18 protein-coding genes are annotated in these 15,821 nt (G+C 33.5%); 8 read left to right on the forward strand and 10 right to left on the reverse strand.

The genetic code is table 11. The features are described 5' to 3' along the window. Window positions 1–8: 8 nt before the first annotated feature. The 3 genes from JQC67_RS15460 to nadC are packed head-to-tail and all read right to left on the reverse strand — an operon-like array spanning window position 9 to window position 2,268. Entirely contained in the window at window positions 9–449 is a 441-nt protein-coding gene (locus tag JQC67_RS15460; RefSeq protein WP_203253821.1) for a DUF2147 domain-containing protein, read from the reverse strand. Next, on the reverse strand, window positions 446–1,411 hold the full coding sequence (locus JQC67_RS15465; RefSeq protein WP_203253822.1) for a YihY/virulence factor BrkB family protein: 966 nt from the start codon (window positions 1,409–1,411) through the stop codon (window positions 446–448). Before JQC67_RS15465 ends, JQC67_RS15460 begins: the two co-directional genes overlap by 4 nt. Then, a complete protein-coding gene (nadC, locus tag JQC67_RS15470) occupies window positions 1,411–2,268 on the reverse strand; it encodes a carboxylating nicotinate-nucleotide diphosphorylase (RefSeq protein WP_203253823.1) in 858 nt (285 codons plus the stop codon). Before nadC ends, JQC67_RS15465 begins: the two co-directional genes overlap by 1 nt. A gap of 68 nt (window positions 2,269–2,336) precedes the next feature. Between nadC and rlmH the strand changes: the two genes are divergently transcribed. Next, window positions 2,337–2,810, forward strand: coding sequence for a 23S rRNA (pseudouridine(1915)-N(3))-methyltransferase RlmH (gene rlmH / locus JQC67_RS15475; protein WP_203253824.1), 474 nt, complete (start codon window positions 2,337–2,339; stop codon window positions 2,808–2,810). Between the two features lie 59 nt (window positions 2,811–2,869). Here the strand turns inward: rlmH and serA are convergent, their stop codons facing one another. The 4 genes from serA to JQC67_RS15495 form a co-directional block, all read right to left on the reverse strand. Then, complete coding sequence (gene serA / locus JQC67_RS15480) at window positions 2,870–4,762, reverse strand: phosphoglycerate dehydrogenase (protein WP_203253825.1); 1,893 nt, start codon at window positions 4,760–4,762, stop codon at window positions 2,870–2,872. Window positions 4,763–4,971: 209 nt separating this feature from the next. Continuing rightward, window positions 4,972–5,670: a DUF3307 domain-containing protein gene (locus tag JQC67_RS15485; protein ID WP_203253826.1), complete on the reverse strand. Its 699-nt coding sequence runs from the start codon at window positions 5,668–5,670 to the stop codon at window positions 4,972–4,974. Further along, complete coding sequence (locus tag JQC67_RS15490) at window positions 5,667–6,278, reverse strand: SatD family protein (protein WP_203253827.1); 612 nt, start codon at window positions 6,276–6,278, stop codon at window positions 5,667–5,669. Before JQC67_RS15490 ends, JQC67_RS15485 begins: the two co-directional genes overlap by 4 nt. Before the next feature lie 99 nt (window positions 6,279–6,377). Next, on the reverse strand, window positions 6,378–6,830 hold the full coding sequence (locus tag JQC67_RS15495; RefSeq protein ID WP_203253828.1) for a methyltransferase family protein: 453 nt from the start codon (window positions 6,828–6,830) through the stop codon (window positions 6,378–6,380). 41 nt (window positions 6,831–6,871) lie between these two features. Here JQC67_RS15495 and JQC67_RS15500 point away from each other — a divergent pair, with 41 nt between their 5' ends. From JQC67_RS15500 to JQC67_RS15520, 5 genes are all read left to right on the forward strand, one after another. Then, window positions 6,872–7,450 (forward strand): non-canonical purine NTP diphosphatase, encoded by a 579-nt coding sequence (locus JQC67_RS15500; protein ID WP_203253829.1) that lies wholly within the window; start codon window positions 6,872–6,874, stop codon window positions 7,448–7,450. After that, the gene (locus JQC67_RS15505) at window positions 7,450–8,094 is read left to right on the forward strand and encodes a DUF4337 domain-containing protein (RefSeq protein WP_203253830.1); all 645 of its coding nucleotides are present in this window, start codon (window positions 7,450–7,452) and stop codon (window positions 8,092–8,094) included. Before JQC67_RS15500 ends, JQC67_RS15505 begins: the two co-directional genes overlap by 1 nt. Before the next feature lie 139 nt (window positions 8,095–8,233). Then, window positions 8,234–10,078, forward strand: coding sequence for a DEAD/DEAH box helicase (locus JQC67_RS15510; RefSeq protein ID WP_203253831.1), 1,845 nt, complete (start codon window positions 8,234–8,236; stop codon window positions 10,076–10,078). A gap of 128 nt (window positions 10,079–10,206) precedes the next feature. Further along, window positions 10,207–10,983 carry a carboxypeptidase-like regulatory domain-containing protein gene (locus JQC67_RS15515; RefSeq protein WP_203254501.1) on the forward strand — a complete coding sequence of 259 codons (777 nt, stop codon included), beginning with the start codon at window positions 10,207–10,209 and terminating at the stop codon, window positions 10,981–10,983. 49 nt (window positions 10,984–11,032) lie between these two features. Then, window positions 11,033–12,724 carry an alpha-amylase family glycosyl hydrolase gene (locus tag JQC67_RS15520; protein WP_203253832.1) on the forward strand — a complete coding sequence of 564 codons (1,692 nt, stop codon included), beginning with the start codon at window positions 11,033–11,035 and terminating at the stop codon, window positions 12,722–12,724. 68 nt (window positions 12,725–12,792) lie between these two features. Here JQC67_RS15520 and JQC67_RS15525 read toward each other — a convergent pair whose 3' ends face one another. Both JQC67_RS15525 and JQC67_RS15530 read right to left on the reverse strand, forming a co-directional pair. Beyond that, a complete protein-coding gene (locus JQC67_RS15525) occupies window positions 12,793–13,320 on the reverse strand; it encodes an SRPBCC family protein (protein ID WP_203253833.1) in 528 nt (175 codons plus the stop codon). 44 nt (window positions 13,321–13,364) lie between these two features. Continuing rightward, window positions 13,365–14,021 carry a TrmH family RNA methyltransferase gene (locus JQC67_RS15530; RefSeq protein WP_203253834.1) on the reverse strand — a complete coding sequence of 219 codons (657 nt, stop codon included), beginning with the start codon at window positions 14,019–14,021 and terminating at the stop codon, window positions 13,365–13,367. Between the two features lie 54 nt (window positions 14,022–14,075). On the opposite strand from JQC67_RS15530, the gene JQC67_RS15535 reads away from it, so the two are divergent. Beyond that, window positions 14,076–14,771 carry an SIR2 family NAD-dependent protein deacylase gene (locus JQC67_RS15535; RefSeq protein ID WP_203253835.1) on the forward strand — a complete coding sequence of 232 codons (696 nt, stop codon included), beginning with the start codon at window positions 14,076–14,078 and terminating at the stop codon, window positions 14,769–14,771. Here JQC67_RS15535 and JQC67_RS15540 read toward each other — a convergent pair. Further along, window positions 14,734–15,207 carry a heme-binding domain-containing protein gene (locus tag JQC67_RS15540; RefSeq protein ID WP_203253836.1) on the reverse strand — a complete coding sequence of 158 codons (474 nt, stop codon included), beginning with the start codon at window positions 15,205–15,207 and terminating at the stop codon, window positions 14,734–14,736. The two genes, JQC67_RS15535 and JQC67_RS15540, sit on opposite strands and share 38 nt — an antisense overlap. 49 nt (window positions 15,208–15,256) lie before the next feature. Here JQC67_RS15540 and JQC67_RS15545 point away from each other — a divergent pair, with 49 nt between their 5' ends. Continuing rightward, window positions 15,257–15,820 (forward strand): adenylosuccinate lyase, encoded by a 564-nt coding sequence (locus tag JQC67_RS15545; RefSeq protein ID WP_203253837.1) that lies wholly within the window; start codon window positions 15,257–15,259, stop codon window positions 15,818–15,820. Window position 15,821 lies beyond the last annotated feature (1 nt).

Below are 15,821 nucleotides of genomic sequence, written 5' to 3' on the forward strand. Positions count from 1 at the left end.
GCACTTGGCTATCCATCAGCACGTACCCAAGTCTGGGTTCGGTATATAAAAGCTAAATAACCCCGAACTTTAAGTTCATCAGAATTATCAGGATTCAACCAAATTTTACAACGAAAGGTCATAGCTTGTTCTGGGTCAAATAAGGTATCACCTTTCCATACACCATTTTCATTTTCTTTCAAACCTTCAATAATGGTCATGCCCAAAACTGGTTTATCCTTCAAATCACCATCACATTTAACGCATAATGCATTCTCTTTGCCAGGTTCTACAATTTTTTCAACTACACCATACATTAATCCATCTTTTTGATAAATATTGATAACAGCCTTCGGGTTACCAGTACGATCATCTATTGTTTTCCACTTACCAAAAATTGATTGTGAATTTGCAAAGTTTGCGGTAAAGAACAAAATATATAACAAGGCAACTTTAGTAGTGAATTTCATTCTTTTTTAAATCTATTTCTTAGTGAATTTAATGATGCATTTAGCTCAAAACCGAGTAGCAAGATATTGGAATTTAGCCAAATAAAGACCATCAAAATCAACAAACCTCCTAAAGCACCATATAATTCATTATAACGAGCAAACTTTTCTACATAAACTCCAAATAGATACGAAGTCAGAACAAATAACAAAGTTGTCATTAATGCACCAGCTGAAAAGAATTTTGCCTGCTTACCTTCTGCTGTTCCAAAATAATATAGAATGGCAATTGTTAAATACGAAAGCAATAAGAAAAATAAAATTCTAGCTATTTGCAAGCCCATAACATCGCCTTCATCACGCACATACCCACCAGTTCTTGCGGCAATATCACTAATTCCGTTAAGTATATAAAATTCAAAATAAACAAAGGTAACAGCACCAGCTATCATAAGTATTGCTAATACTAGCCCAACCATTAAGGCATACAAATATTGTCTATAAAAATTTCGGGTAAGGTTCACATGGTATGAGTTTTCAAAGCCACCAAAAATGGCATTCACACCATTTGCAACCAAAAATATAGAGATAACAAAGGTCGAAGATAAGAGTCCGGTTCTCGGTTGATCCTTTATTTGTTGGTATATATCTTCAAAATAAACTCCCGTAGCATTTGGTAGGAATGATTCTAAAAATGATAAAAATTGTCCATCAAAATCATTTCCCAAATCAAAAACAAACTTAATAACCGGTATAAGCGTGATTAAAAATATCAACAACGGAAACAAGGCCATAAATAAACTAAAGGCGATTGAACTGGCACGGGTGCTTAATGCACCATTTATTATACCGCCAATATACATTTCAATAAGATCGTAAATCGATAGGCCTTCAAAACCAGGAAGCTTAATCTGTTTTAAGAGCTTTACCGCCCAATTAACAATTGGAATCTTCTCAAGTTTTTCTTCGATTTCTTTTGACATTATACCGCTTTTAGGCTAAGGTCTAAATTGTAGACTGAGTGCGTCAAGGCTCCTGATGAAATATAATTAACCCCACATTCGGCATACTTTCTAATGGTTTTTTCGTTAATACCACCAGATGACTCAGTTAGGCATTTATCACCAATCATTTTGACAGCAGTTCGTGTATCTTCATAATTGAAATTATCGATAAGAATGCGATATACGCCATCTGATTTCAAAATTTCTTCAATCTCAGTTAAGTTTCTTGCTTCTACAATTATTTTTAAATCACGATTTGTTTTCTGCAAATACTCTTGTGTTTTCTTAATTGCATTTGTAATGCCACCTGCAAAATCAATATGATTGTCTTTAAGCATAATCATATCATAGAGTGCAAAACGATGATTCTCTCCCCCACCTATTTTCACTGCCCATTTTTCAATAGCTCTAATACCAGGTGTAGTTTTACGAGTGTCTAAAATTTTTGTGTCTGTACCTTCTAATAAATTCACGAAAAATTTAGTTTTGGTAGCAATAGCACTCATGCGTTGCATCGCATTTAAAACAAGCCGTTCTGCTTTTAAAATACTTTGCGAACTACCGGAAACGTAAAACGCAATATCACCATAGACTACTTTTTGACCATCTTCAATTAAAACTTCAATTTCAAGTGAATTATCAACATAAGCAAAAACTTGTTTCGCAAATTCGACACCTGCCAATATTCCATCCTCCTTTACCAATAATTTAGCTTTGCCAGTTGCGGTTTCTGGAATACATGATAATGAGCTGTGATCACCATCACCTACATCTTCGCGTATAGCATTTGAAATAATGATATCTAGTTCTTGTTGAAATTGCTTTTCTGAAATCATATAAATTTTACTTTAGGCTAAATTAACAAAAACATACTCCAAAAAAGAAAATCAATTAACTTTGAAATATGACGATTAAACTTCTAGCGGTTGGCAAAACCGACAATACAGAATTGCAAACATTAATTACTGCTTATGAAAATCGATTACAGCATTATATTAAGTTTGAATTAGAAATAATACCTGATATAAAAAATTCAAAAAATCTTTCTGAGAATCAGCAAAAAGAAAAGGAAGGCGAATTAATTCTCAAGAAATTAAGCAGTACAGATGCACTTATTTTATTAGATGAAAACGGAAAGCAATTCTCTTCGGTTGTATTTTCTGAATATCTACAAAAGAAAATGAATTCTGGTTTAAAACAATTGGTTTTTGTTATTGGCGGTCCGTATGGGTTCAGCAAAGAAGTCTATCAAAAGGCACAAGGAAAAATTAGTCTTTCAGCAATGACCTTTTCACATCAAATGGTACGTCTTTTTATAGTCGAACAATTATACAGAGCATTTACTATTCTAAAAAACGAACCGTACCATCACCGATAAACAAAAAAGTGATAAACATTTCTGCTTATCACTTTTTAAATCATTTTAAAATATAGAATCTAGTAAAGAACTCTAAACTTAATGGTATTCTCAACTTTTTTCAAAGCATTGATTACCTCTTTATTGTATTCTTTATCTAAATCAGAAATAACATAGCCAACTTCACTATCCGTAGAAAGATACTGACCAGAAATATTCATTTCATATTTCGCTAAAACCTTATTTATTTTAGCCATTATACCTGGTACGTTCTTATGAATATGTAAGAAACGATGTGATTTATTTTGTTTCGGTAATCTTATATTCGGGAAATTAACCGCATCAACAGTATTTCCTGAATTAATGTAATCCATAATTTTATTAGGCACAAAATCAGCAATATCACGTTGCGCTTCTTCAGTACTACCACCTACATGAGGCGTTAAAATCACATTAGATAAACCTTGTAATTCTGTTATAAATTCACCATTACTTCTTGGTTCTTCTGGATAAACATCTACTGCTGCACCACCTAACTTACCAGATTTAAGTGCACTTACCAATTCTTGAATATCAACAACAAAACCTCTAGAAAGGTTAATAAGAATAGCACCTTTTTTCATCTGCCCGATTTCTCTAGCACCAATAAAATTCTTATTTGCTTTGTTATCATCAATATGCAAGGTAACTACATCTGAAACATTTAATAAATCTTCTAAAGTATTACATTTAACCGCATTACCCAATGCTAACTTGTCATCAACATCATAATAATACACACGCATACCAAGCGCTTCAGCTAAAACAGATAATTGCTTACCAATATTTCCGTAACCAACAATACCAAGGTTTTTACCTCGAACTTCGCGAGAATTGATTGCAGTTTTATTCCACTGACCGTTATGAATTTCTGTGCTTCTAGGAAACACATTTCGCATGAGCATAATTATCTGCCCAATTGCCAATTCAACTACTGAACGAGTATTACTATACGGAGCATTAAAAACAACAATACCTTTATTTCTACAGGTATCTAAATCAATTTGTGTAGTTCCAATACAAAATGCACCAACAACTAAAAGTTTATCAGCGGCGGCTAAAACATCTTTAGTCACTTGCGTTTTTGAACGAATACCTAAAACATGAACACCTTTAATTTTTTCGATTAATTCTTCTTCCGGAATAGCCTTATCAACAAGTTCTACGGAAAAACCATCTCCTGAAAATTTATCAAACGCTGCCGGATGCACATTCTCTAGCAACAAGATTTTAATTCTATTTTTCGGGTATGATATATTTCTAGGTAAATCATTTACAAAAAGAAACTCATCTAAATTAGGTGTCACATGATCAGCATTTTTTGCAGCCTTATCTCTATGCACATTTTCGGTATACGCAAAAAACTTGTCAGCAATACCAGCTTCTCGCATTACATAATCACTATATCCATCACCTATTACCTGCACTTCTCCATCTAAATCCATCTGCTTTAGGCATTCAATTTTGCCATTATGCTGTGAAAGTGGATTCTCTTCATCAAAACCAACAATATTACCAGCATCATCAAATTTAAACGTATTGGCATATACACGATCAGACGGAATATTATACTCCTTTACAATAGGATCGATAAACTCTTTAAATCCACAAGAAATGACATAAATATCATCAGAGAATTTTTCAAAAAACTCTTTATTAGATTCTATTGACTTTGAAATTTTCTGGCGCAATTCAGCCACTAAACCATCTAAATCAGATTTATTTGCTTTTAGCAATTTGATTCTACGTTCAAGAGACTCTGTAAATGAGATATCACCATCAATACCCAGATTGGTGATTTTTTGAATTTCTTCTATAACCTCATCTTTATTTGATTTGCCTTGTAGCGTCATTTCGGCCAAAACATCTAATGCTTCTACCCTTGTTAATGTGCTATCAAAATCGAATACGTATTTTCTACCCACTTCTACCATAATTTATATTTCCTGCTGTGACTGTGAAAATTTTTAATTAAAAATAGTTTCCCGAAGCCTTATATGCATTACGAGAATGACAATTAATAAAGATGTAAAAATAAAGATTAATCCGATTTATATAGGCCTAATGTTATCAAAAGTTATTGGTATAACCAATAGTCCTTATTTTGATATAAACTTGATTTTATAGAATACTACTAATAATTTTACAGCTGAGTGTAGAGAATGCCCGTTATAATTGCCAATCCGAAGCTAATTAAAGTTCCTATAAGAATATATTCTGTCAATTTACGGCTATTACTTTCTTTCAAGTCATTAAATCGAAATACAGATTTTGCAGTAATTAATAGGCCAATTGCCTCCCATCTACCTAAAATAATAAAAACCAACACAAAAAGGCGCTCTATAATACCAATATACTTGCCTGCATTGGGTAAAGACTTATGGTCAAAATTAATTTGGCTTGACATTCCTTCCAATAATTTACTCATAATTATTGCGGAAGGAAAACTAACAAATACAATTGCAGTGACCAAAGGCCAGTCCATTTGAGTAAATATTGATATGGTATTCTCTAATAGATTACCATAGTATGCACAACAATACAAGACTATTATATGCAGCAGTTGATCTACAAAAAACGGAATGCTTTTTAGCTTGAATAGCGGATTAGCATACAATTTTGCCAAATCGATAATATAATGTGAAATTGTAATTACAAGAACTATTTTCCATGCATTCAAATCCCACAGCAATAGCATTGTTATCGCGAAATGCAGCAATACATGAAAATATAAATATTTTGAAGCGGCTTTGTTTGCCTCTTTGTGAATTACCCATCTATTTGGCTGTAAAAGAAAATCAGCTATTAGATGTGCTAATAAAAGTTTTACGAATAAAATCATGAGGCAAATTCTTTAATAGTTTCTCTGTAGTAGGTTAGCAGTTCTTGCACTAAATCTAATCTTGCCCTTTTTTGGCGCTGACTTACAGCAGATTGTTGAATATTTAATTGCGCTGCTATTTCTTGTTGCGAAGCATCAGGATATTCAAGAGCCAAAGCAACTATTTCTGCTGAAACCGGAGACCAATCATCAATAAAATCAAGTGCCAACTTAAGCATTAAATTTAGTGTACGGTTGTGAAATTGATTATCAGCAGCAAAAGTCAAACTTAACTTTTTTGTTTTAAGTGTATCTAAACTTCTACCCGAGAGCCTGTATGCTGGCCCATTAGATTCACTAACACCATCACCAACAAAAGTAATAGCACCTATACCAATACCCATTCGAACATCAAGCCCCTTAATAGATTTTATCAGTGCTTTTATGTGTAATGCTACTTCAAGAGCCTTTTCAACAGGTATTTTAAGCTGAAATTCATCGCCACGGTATATTTCCCAATCATGGGGAGACTTACCAAGTTTTTCAAAATAATTCTTTAAAACATCAAGCCATTCAGAGACCTGATACTCTTCAGAATTAACAATATCACCAGTTATAATTGCTTCCATATGTATAAGCTAAAGTGCTAATATATTAAAATATAAGCTAAAATGCTAATAAAATACAATTATAAGTTAATTAGCTAATATTAAAATGACAATTAGGACTCAAAACCATCGTCTTACACTTTTTTTATACAATTGATATTGTTTTCCAAAAAGTTTAGAAAGTGCTTCTTCTTCAGGAGAAATCTGAAACCGATTCATATATGATACGAACAAGGCAGCGAGTAATATATTAAAGGCATTACCCAATCGAATCGCAAATGCAACGAGTACAAGTAACAACGCAAGGTACATTGGGTTTCGGCTATAAGCGAAAATACCACCAGTAACTAAAGAAGAAGCTTTATTAGGTTTTGTTGGATCAACGGTTGTTTTATTTTTGAAAAAATTACCCACAGAAAATAAACCGATTAAAATGGCAATACCAACCAAAACATAACTTAAATAATACCTGCCAAAAAATTGAAATTCACCAAAAGGCAGAAAATATGCTAACAAATACATCAGTAAAGCAAAAATAAAAAAGACAACAACGGGTGGTAATTTTAATTCCATCTGATAAAATTACTATTTTCGATACTATTATATCATTTAATATGAAGCTTGTTTTTGCAACCCATAATTTGAATAAATTGCATGAAGTACAATTACTCATGCCTAAAAATGTTACCATTCTTTCTCTAAATGATATTGGTTGTACAGAAGAAATCGCCGAAACAGCTAAAACCCTTGAAGGTAATGCACAAATAAAAGCAGACCATGTAACAAAAAATTATGGAATGCCTTGTTTTGCAGATGACACCGGTCTTTTAGTAGATGCATTAAACGGAGCGCCTGGTGTATATTCTGCTAGGTATGCTGGCGAACAGAAAAACAGTGATGATAATATGAATAAGCTTTTAGAAGCTTTAATAACGACAGACAATAGATCTGCATACTTTAAAACTGTCATAGCCTTAAACCTTAACAATCAAAGTATTTTTTTTAAAGGCAAGGTAGAGGGCTCAATAAGTAAAGTAAAGCATGGTGACGGTGGCTTTGGCTATGATCCTATATTTGTACCAAACGATTACGACCAAACATTTGCGCAACTATCAATAGCAATAAAAAACAAAATCAGCCACCGCGGTAAAGCCCTTCAAAAATTGATAAATTATTTAAAAACTCTAAACTAATGTCACAGAAAAATGCAAATGTGAAAACCGTTGAAGTATCAGTCGCCTCTGAAAAAGCAGAAGCAGTAGGTGGTGTTTTGATAGCCTTTTTCGCAGCCTTAATGGCCATTTCACAAATGATTAATGGTGAATTTGAAGAAGAAATGATGATTGCACACAATCGGGTAGTCAATTATTCAAGCTGGTACCAATCAAAAAGTATTAAAGAGAGTTTAAAAGAAAGTGAATTAGATTATCTAGAAGCCTTACTTAATACAGGCTTAGTTGCAGAAGGTAAAGAAACTACAGTATTGGCAACTATAAAATCATCAAAAGAAAAAATACAAAAATATGATGCAGAAAAAACCGAAATATTATTAGGGTCTGCAAATATTGCCAAAGAAGATTGGGCTCAAGATCTTGATGGTGAAATGGGTAAAATCATTGGGGTAAAAGAATGGGAAGTACTTGCAACAGAATACGATAGTGCCACCAAAAAATTCGACATTGCAATGTTATTTTTTCAAATAAGTATAGTACTCGGAGCCGTTTGTATAATTATATATGATAGTCCTAGACTACAAAAAACGTTTATTGTACTTATGATAATCTTCGGTGTATTAGGCACCATAATAGCCACTTATGGCTACCTAATAGCACCATAGTATTCATTTGAATAATTAATAGTACCTTTGCAACTTTATTAATCGCCGCCGGTATGGCAGGTGTTGCGCTGAGTTCAGTAGGTTATACGCGATAATCGCTCTATGCAACACACATATTTGCGAATAAGTATAACATATAATGAACAAATTTGAAGCGCTAGGGCTAAAACAAACCCTATTAGACGCAGTTGCTGACTTGGGTTTTGAAAACCCATCAGAAGTACAAGAAAAAGCAATCCCAATTTTATTGGAAGGTGAGACTGACTTAGTCGCACTTGCACAAACAGGAACCGGAAAAACCGCCGCTTTTGGTTTTCCATTAATTCAAAAATTACAAGCTGAAAGTAGAACAACTCAAGGGTTGATCCTCTCTCCTACTCGTGAACTTTGTTTGCAAATCACAAATGAACTGAAGCTTTACTCAAAATATGAGAAAGGCGTCAATGTAGTTGCAATTTACGGTGGTGCAAGCATTACTGAACAAGCAAAGCAAATAAAACGTGGCGCTCAAATTGTAGTAGCTACGCCGGGTCGAATGAAAGACATGATTGGCAGACGTTTAGTAGACATTTCTAAAATCGACTTTTGTATTTTAGATGAAGCCGATGAAATGCTGAACATGGGCTTTTTTGAAGATATAAAAGATATTCTTTCAAATACCCCTGATGAAAAGTCAACTTGGTTATTCTCTGCTACCATGCCTAAAGAGGTTTCGGTAATTGCTAAGAGATTTATGCACAATCCGCAAGAAATTACGGTAGGTGCTAAAAATTCAGGAACAGATACTGTACAACATGAATATTATGTTGTAGGTGGTCGCGATCGTTACCCTGCATTAAAAAGATTAGCAGATGCTAATCCTGATATATTTTCAGTAGTATTCTGTAGAACAAAACGTGATACGCAACGTGTAGCAGAAAAGCTGATAGAAGACGGATATAATGCAGGCGCATTACACGGAGATTTAAGTCAAAACCAAAGAGATTTGGTAATGGGTTCTTTTAGAAAGAAACAAATTCAAATGTTAGTTGCTACTGATGTAGCAGCTCGTGGAATTGATGTAGATGATATTACACACGTAATTAATTATCAATTACCTGATGAAATTGAAACGTATACGCACCGAAGTGGTCGTACAGGTAGAGCTGGTAAATCAGGAATATCAATGGTTATTGTAACTCGCAGTGAAATGCGAAAAATACATGCTATTGAGAAAAAAATAAAGCGAGATTTCATTAGTAAAAAGATTCCAACAGGTATCGAAATTTGTGAAACTCAACTGTATCATTTAGCTAATAAAATCAAGGATACTGAAATCAACAAAGATGTTGAAAACTATCTACCAGCAATAAACGAAGTTCTTGAAGGTATTGATCGTGATGAACTTATCAAAAAAATAGTCTCTGTAGAATTTACAAGATTCTCTAATTATTACAACAAATCAAAAGACCTAAACAGCTCTGGTCCTGATCGCGAACGCGGTGGTGACAGAGATGATAGAGGCGGAAACAGCAGAGGAGCTTCTTCTGATGGTTCAATACGATATTTTATTAATATCGGTGAGAAAGATGGTTATGATTGGATGACTTTGAAAGATTTCTTAAAGGATAAATTGAGCTTAGGCCGTGATGATGTTTTCAAAGTTGACACCAAAGATGCATTTTCTTTTTTCAATACTGAAGCTGAACATACCGATGCAATTTTAGCATTCTTTTCAGATTACAAAGAAGACGGAAGATTTATCAATGTTGAAGTTTCTAAGAGTCCAGAAGGTGGCCGAGGTGGTGGAAACCGAGGTCGTAGAAGAGAACGTAGTGGTTCTGGTGGCGGTTCTGGCCGATCTGGTCGATCATCAGGAGGTGGTGCAAGACGCGGAGATAGAAATTTCTCTAAATCTGGTGCTTCCAATTCAGGTAGAAGAAGAAGTAGTGGTGGCAGTAGCAGCAGCGGTAATAGCAGCAAGAAAAAAAGCGGTTTCTACTAATTTAATATATGCTAAGAACTCGTTTAAACACTGTTGATTTAAACGAGTTCTTAGTTAATTGTTTATTAAAAGTATGCAGATATACTTTTTTTTCATTTGTTTAGCACTTCAAAACAACTGATTTGTCAATACATAGATACTTACTTCTCTTTTGCTTACTATCCGGAATATCAACTTTTTCGCAAGATTTAGAAGAGCCACAACTCAAAGAATTCAATGCAATAGTAGTAAATGCGCAAGATGAGTCGGTAATGGAGTCCGTTCACATTGTCAATTTAAATCAAGTAATTGGTACAATTACCAATGAAAAAGGTGAATTCTCAATAGACGCTGCAGTTAATGATACGCTCTATTTTTCTTTCTTAGGATTTAAATCTCAAAAGATTCGAATCACAAATGACATGTTCAAATTTAAAGGTACCAAGATATCACTAACAGAACTTGCTTATGCCCTAGAGGAAGTCATTGTGAAACCGTATCAACTTACCGGTTATCTTGAAATTGATGTTAAAAACATTCCTATAAACAATGGGTTTCAGTATAGTATTTCAGGCTTAAATGTAAGTTATGAAGCTGGAAATAAAAGTCCAAGCGCTGTCACTAAAGTACTTGGTGCAATATTAAATCCTGCAGATCAACTCCGAAATTTATTTGGCCGAAAACCGAATAACATGCGTAAGCTCAGAAAAGTAAAAGCAGATGATCATATTCGAGATCTTTTGGCAACAAAGTTCGATCGTGAAGCACTTACCGAGTTATTAAATATGGATAAGCTAGATATTGAAGATATTCTCAATAATTGTAATTACTCCAAGTCGTTCATTCGTACAGCCAATGATCTTCAAATCTTAGATGCAATTAGTAGTTGTTATGAAGATTTTAAAGTTTTAAATCGTAAAAAATAAATTTTCTATTCACAGCATCATTTTATAGCTTTAGGCAAAATAGATGTAAATGAAGAAACTTCTGATTGCCCTAGCAATGTTCTCTTTACTATTTAGCTGTAAGCAAGAAAAGAAAGAACCAGTATCAGAAACATCAGTAGTAAAAGATTCAATTATCTATCCTGAGCGAAAAGCACCCTTTATTTGGGATGCTGCCAATATTTATTTTCTACTTACAGACCGTTTTAATAATGGTGATACCACAAATGATTTAAATTATGAACGTAAAGATTCAACGGCAGTTTTACGTGGATTCATGGGCGGAGATATTACCGGTATTACTAAAAAAATAAAAGAAGGGTATTTCAATAATTTAGGTATAAACGCAATTTGGTTTACCCCAGTTGTAGAAAATATTCATGGATCAGTTGATGAAGGAACCGGAGTAACTTATGGTTACCATGGCTATTGGACAAAGGATTGGACAGCAATAGATGCAAATTTTGGAACACGAAAAGAGTTAGAAACGCTAGTAAAAACTGCACATAAATTCGGTATTCGAATACTTATGGATGTCGTTTTAAACCATACCGGGCCTACAACTGAGCTAGACCCACTATGGCCCGAAGATTGGATTAGAAATTCACCAGTTTGTGAATTTACCACGTATGAAAATACAACCAGTTGTACGCTTGTTGAAGGCTTACCAGATATTCTTACAGCAACTAATGAAGATGTAGAGCTACCAGATCATTTACTTGCTAAATGGAAATCAGAAGGTCGTTTAAGTCAAGAGCTTGATGAATTACAATTATTTTTTGATCGCACAGGTTACCCTCGTGCACCACGATTTTATATTATAAAATGGCTCACAGATTATGTCAATGAATTTGGCATTGATGGTTATAGAGTAGATACTGTAAAACATGCCGATGAAGATTCATGGGCTGAACTTTACAAAGAAGCTTCTTATGCTTTTTCAACATGGAAAAAAAGAAACCCTGATGAAGTTTTAGATGACAATCCATTTTTCATGACCGGTGAAGTGTATGGATACAATATTTCAAATGGTAAGGAATTTAATTTTGGAGATAAAAAAGTAGATTATTTTAATTATGGCTTTAATAGTTTAATCAATTTTGAATTAAAAACTGATGCCAAAAACGCCTATGAAAAGGTTTTTCAAAAATACAATAAGCTTTTGACCAGTGAGTTGAATGGCAAATCTGTTTTGAATTACATGACATCTCATGATGACGATGAACCTTTTGATATAGCCCGTACAAAACCTTACCAAACTGCAAATTATTTATTATTGACACCAGGGGCTTCACAAGTATATTATGGTGATGAAACATCGAGAAAGCTAACTATAGAAGGTACTCAAGGCGATGCTACACTTCGCTCTTTTATGAATTGGGAAGATGTAGAAAATTCTGAGGAAACAAAAAATATTCTAGAACACTGGCAGAAATTAGGAAAGTTTAGAGACAATCACCCGGCAATTGGTGCAGGCCGTCATCAACGACTAGCAAAAAAACCTTATGTATTTAGTCGCACCTATATTGATGGTGATTATAAAGATAAAGTTGTCGTTGGTTTAGATTTGCCTCAAGGAAAAAAATCACTTTGGGTAAAAGGTTTTTTTGGTGATGGTACAACACTTTTAGACACGTATTCAAACACCGTTGTTGTTGTTGAAAATGGTAAAGTCATTTTAGATAATAATTTCACTTTGGCCTTATTAGAATTACATCAATAATTATTGTTCAGATGCTCAATTCTTCCTTTTTAAAAGAGAAACCTTAATTAAACCTTTTACAGTTCAGATTACTTTTCTAAAACGGATTTCAGAGAAGCTAGTCCCTCTTCAAAATCTTTACCAACCATTTTATCCATACTCATAAACAAAGTCATTATACTCATAGGAAACTTATTTTTTCCAGAAAAACCCCATGTAACTTTGGTTGCTGCTGCAGCAGTTTCAACAACCTTTAAATAACAATCAGAAGTAGATTTCCATGGTTTTAAAAAACGTAATTCAGAATCAATTTGTTCACCATTAGTAATCCTTTTAATTTCCTGTTCTCCTTCACCTACATCCTTGTTACCTACCCAATGACTAATACAACCTACTTCACCATCAGTACCCGTAAAAGTCTTTACCATATTAGGATCTTTCTTTGCCCATGGTGACCAATCATCCATATTTTTCAAAGACAACAAATAGTCAAATACTTCTTGTTTCGGCCTTTTAACTTCAATTGACCTTGAAACATTATAGGTTTTTGGTGCAGCTAAGGCTAATAAAATAACAATTGCTACAATCGCTATAATAATATACATTGCTATATACATAACACTAAATATTAGTTAGTTAACCTTTAAATATAGTAAAAATGTTAGTTGTTCTGATGATATCTTTCTAAAATATTATCTATGCTTTTGATTGTTTTCTTTGTCCAATCTAAATGTTTTTCAAGTTTTTCATCATCTGTTAAATGCCAATCAATTTCAGAAGACTCTAACTGTGTTCTCAAATGTTGTAAAATAATAGCGGCAGAAACCGATATATTTAAACTTTCTGTAAAACCAACCATTGGTATTTTTAAAAAACCGTCAGCATTATCTAATACCTCAGCACTTAAACCTTCTCGTTCGGTACCGAAAAATAGAGCTGTTTTTTTGTCAAGTTTAAAATCATGTAGTACGCACGAATCATTATGAGGCGTGGTAGCAATTATCTGATACCCTCTATTTCTTAGTTGTGAAATGCAATTTTTAGTATTGGCATATCGTATAACATCAACCCATTGTTCGGCTCCCATTGCAATATTTTTGTCTAATCGTTTTCCAAAACGGTCTTCAATAACATGAGCCTCTTGAATACCAAAAACCTCACAACTACGTATCACAGCACTTGTATTATGTAATTGAAAAACATCTTCTATAGCTACAGTAATGAACTTAGTTCTATTTGCTAGAATTTCAGCAAAACGTTCTTTTCGTTCTGGAGTAATAATTTCTTCTAAATATTTTAAAAGTTGATGATCAATCATAATTCGAAAATAATAAAAAACCGCTATTTCATTTTGAAATCATAATTTTGAAATATGAAGAAGAACATAGTTGTACTTACAGGAGCTGGTATAAGTGCTGAAAGTGGCATAAACACTTTTAGAGATGCAGATGGTTTATGGGAAGGCCATGATGTTATGGAAGTAGCCTCACCACAAGGTTTTGCCAACAACCCTGAATTGGTTTTAGATTTTTATAATCAAAGAAGAAGACAGCTATTATCGGTTTTTCCTAACGCGGCGCATCATGCACTTGTTGACTTAGAAGAAAATTTTGACGTTACAATAATCACGCAAAATGTTGATGATTTACATGAACGAGCAGGTAGTTCTCAAATTTATCATATACATGGTGAACTACTTAAAGCAAGGTGTACCTATAACGAAGATATAGTTCTAGATTGGAAAAAAGATCTTGTTTTAGGAGACTTAAGCGATACTGGGCATCAATTACGGCCCCATATTGTATGGTTTGGTGAGCAAGTTCCTGTATTAGAGAAAGCCATTTCTATTACTTCAAAAGCCGATATTTTAATTATTATTGGTACTTCAATGCAAGTATATCCGGCTGCAGGATTAATTCATGAAGTAGTAGCACATATGCCCATCTATTTTATTGACCCCAAACCAAGTGTAAATCAAAATGATTTTAATAATCTTAAAATTATTGCTGAATCTGCTACAGTAGGCGTTCCTACTCTTGTAACAACTTTGCTTGGTACAACAACCTAGTTGTTTTTGCCCAAACCACAAGATCATTTCTTTGTTTTTCAGTTAATCGCGCACTACTATGCGTCCAAGTATATTCATTTAATGGCATTTCACCATCGGTTACCATTTCTACAACTTCTTCTAATTTATGGTCCTTCTTTTTAGCATCATAAGAATCCCATTCTGAAAAATTGAGGTCTTTTTTTCCATCTTTAATATGATGCGCCAACCAAAAAGATATGGGGGCTACATCATTATACCATGGGTACTGCGTATTGTTACTATGACAATCATAACATGACTGTTCTAAAATCAACTTAATATCAACCGACGGATTTGTCTCTTCGATAAACACTTTTAAATGATCACCTTGAGCACTATTTTTTTCAGGTCTAAAAAACTGCATGATAACCAACACTAGCAGTAGGCCCAAAAATAATTTTTTGAGTAATTTCATGCCTATACTTTAAGTTCAAAATTTGAGGTACAACTAAAGTACGATAATAATGACTAAGACAGATCTTATTCAAAAACTAGAATACATAAATCATACCCGTGAAAAAAGAGGGAAAATGGCCGAATTGGCTTTAAGTACGCCGAAAATGATTCCGCAATTATTAGAAATAGCTTTTGAAAAAAACAATAATATTTCTAATAAAGCTATTTGGGTTACTGAATATACTATCAAGCAAAATGTATCACTATTATTACCATATTTAGATTTTTTTACAAATAACATACAAAACGTAAAGCAAGAACAAGGCATTAGGCCAATTGCAAAAATGTGTGAACTACTGCTTATAGATTACTATTCAAAAAAAGAAACTGCTTCAAAAGATTCCGTAAAAAAAGTACATCTAGAACATATTACAACTGCATGTTTTGACTGGTTAATTGGTGAGCACAATGTTGCGCCAAAAGCTCATGCAATGACTTGTCTATATTTATTGGGTAATGATTTTGATTGGATACATCCTGAATTAAAAATGATATTAGAACAAAATTATGTAACAGGAAGTGCAGCGTATAAAGCAAGAGCAAGAAGAGTTTTATCAAAACTAAAGCGTTAAA

It is taken from the genome of Aurantibacter crassamenti, assembly GCF_016811105.1.
Classification (GTDB): Bacteria; Bacteroidota; Bacteroidia; order Flavobacteriales; family Flavobacteriaceae; genus Aurantibacter_A; species Aurantibacter_A crassamenti.

Bases quoted from the DNA above. Each gene is read 5' to 3' on its own strand.
- JQC67_RS15545 (WP_203253837.1), top strand. From the start codon at position 15,257: ATGACTAAGACAGATCTTATTCAAAAACTAGAATACATAAATCATACC.
- JQC67_RS15520 (WP_203253832.1), top strand. From the start codon at position 11,033: ATGAAGAAACTTCTGATTGCCCTAGCAATGTTCTCTTTACTATTTAGC.
- JQC67_RS15525 (WP_203253833.1), bottom strand. From the start codon at position 13,320: ATGTATATAGCAATGTATATTATTATAGCGATTGTAGCAATTGTTATT.
- JQC67_RS15500 (WP_203253829.1), top strand. From the start codon at position 6,872: ATGAAGCTTGTTTTTGCAACCCATAATTTGAATAAATTGCATGAAGTA.
- JQC67_RS15540 (WP_203253836.1), bottom strand. From the start codon at position 15,207: ATGAAATTACTCAAAAAATTATTTTTGGGCCTACTGCTAGTGTTGGTT.
- rlmH (WP_203253824.1), top strand. From the start codon at position 2,337: ATGACGATTAAACTTCTAGCGGTTGGCAAAACCGACAATACAGAATTG.
- JQC67_RS15505 (WP_203253830.1), top strand. From the start codon at position 7,450: ATGTCACAGAAAAATGCAAATGTGAAAACCGTTGAAGTATCAGTCGCC.
- serA (WP_203253825.1), bottom strand. From the start codon at position 4,762: ATGGTAGAAGTGGGTAGAAAATACGTATTCGATTTTGATAGCACATTA.
- JQC67_RS15490 (WP_203253827.1), bottom strand. From the start codon at position 6,278: ATGGAAGCAATTATAACTGGTGATATTGTTAATTCTGAAGAGTATCAG.
- JQC67_RS15530 (WP_203253834.1), bottom strand. From the start codon at position 14,021: ATGATTGATCATCAACTTTTAAAATATTTAGAAGAAATTATTACTCCA.
- JQC67_RS15465 (WP_203253822.1), bottom strand. From the start codon at position 1,411: ATGTCAAAAGAAATCGAAGAAAAACTTGAGAAGATTCCAATTGTTAAT.
- JQC67_RS15460 (WP_203253821.1), bottom strand. From the start codon at position 449: ATGAAATTCACTACTAAAGTTGCCTTGTTATATATTTTGTTCTTTACC.
- JQC67_RS15495 (WP_203253828.1), bottom strand. From the start codon at position 6,830: ATGGAATTAAAATTACCACCCGTTGTTGTCTTTTTTATTTTTGCTTTA.
- JQC67_RS15510 (WP_203253831.1), top strand. From the start codon at position 8,234: ATGAACAAATTTGAAGCGCTAGGGCTAAAACAAACCCTATTAGACGCA.
- JQC67_RS15535 (WP_203253835.1), top strand. From the start codon at position 14,076: ATGAAGAAGAACATAGTTGTACTTACAGGAGCTGGTATAAGTGCTGAA.
- JQC67_RS15485 (WP_203253826.1), bottom strand. From the start codon at position 5,670: ATGATTTTATTCGTAAAACTTTTATTAGCACATCTAATAGCTGATTTT.
- nadC (WP_203253823.1), bottom strand. From the start codon at position 2,268: ATGATTTCAGAAAAGCAATTTCAACAAGAACTAGATATCATTATTTCA.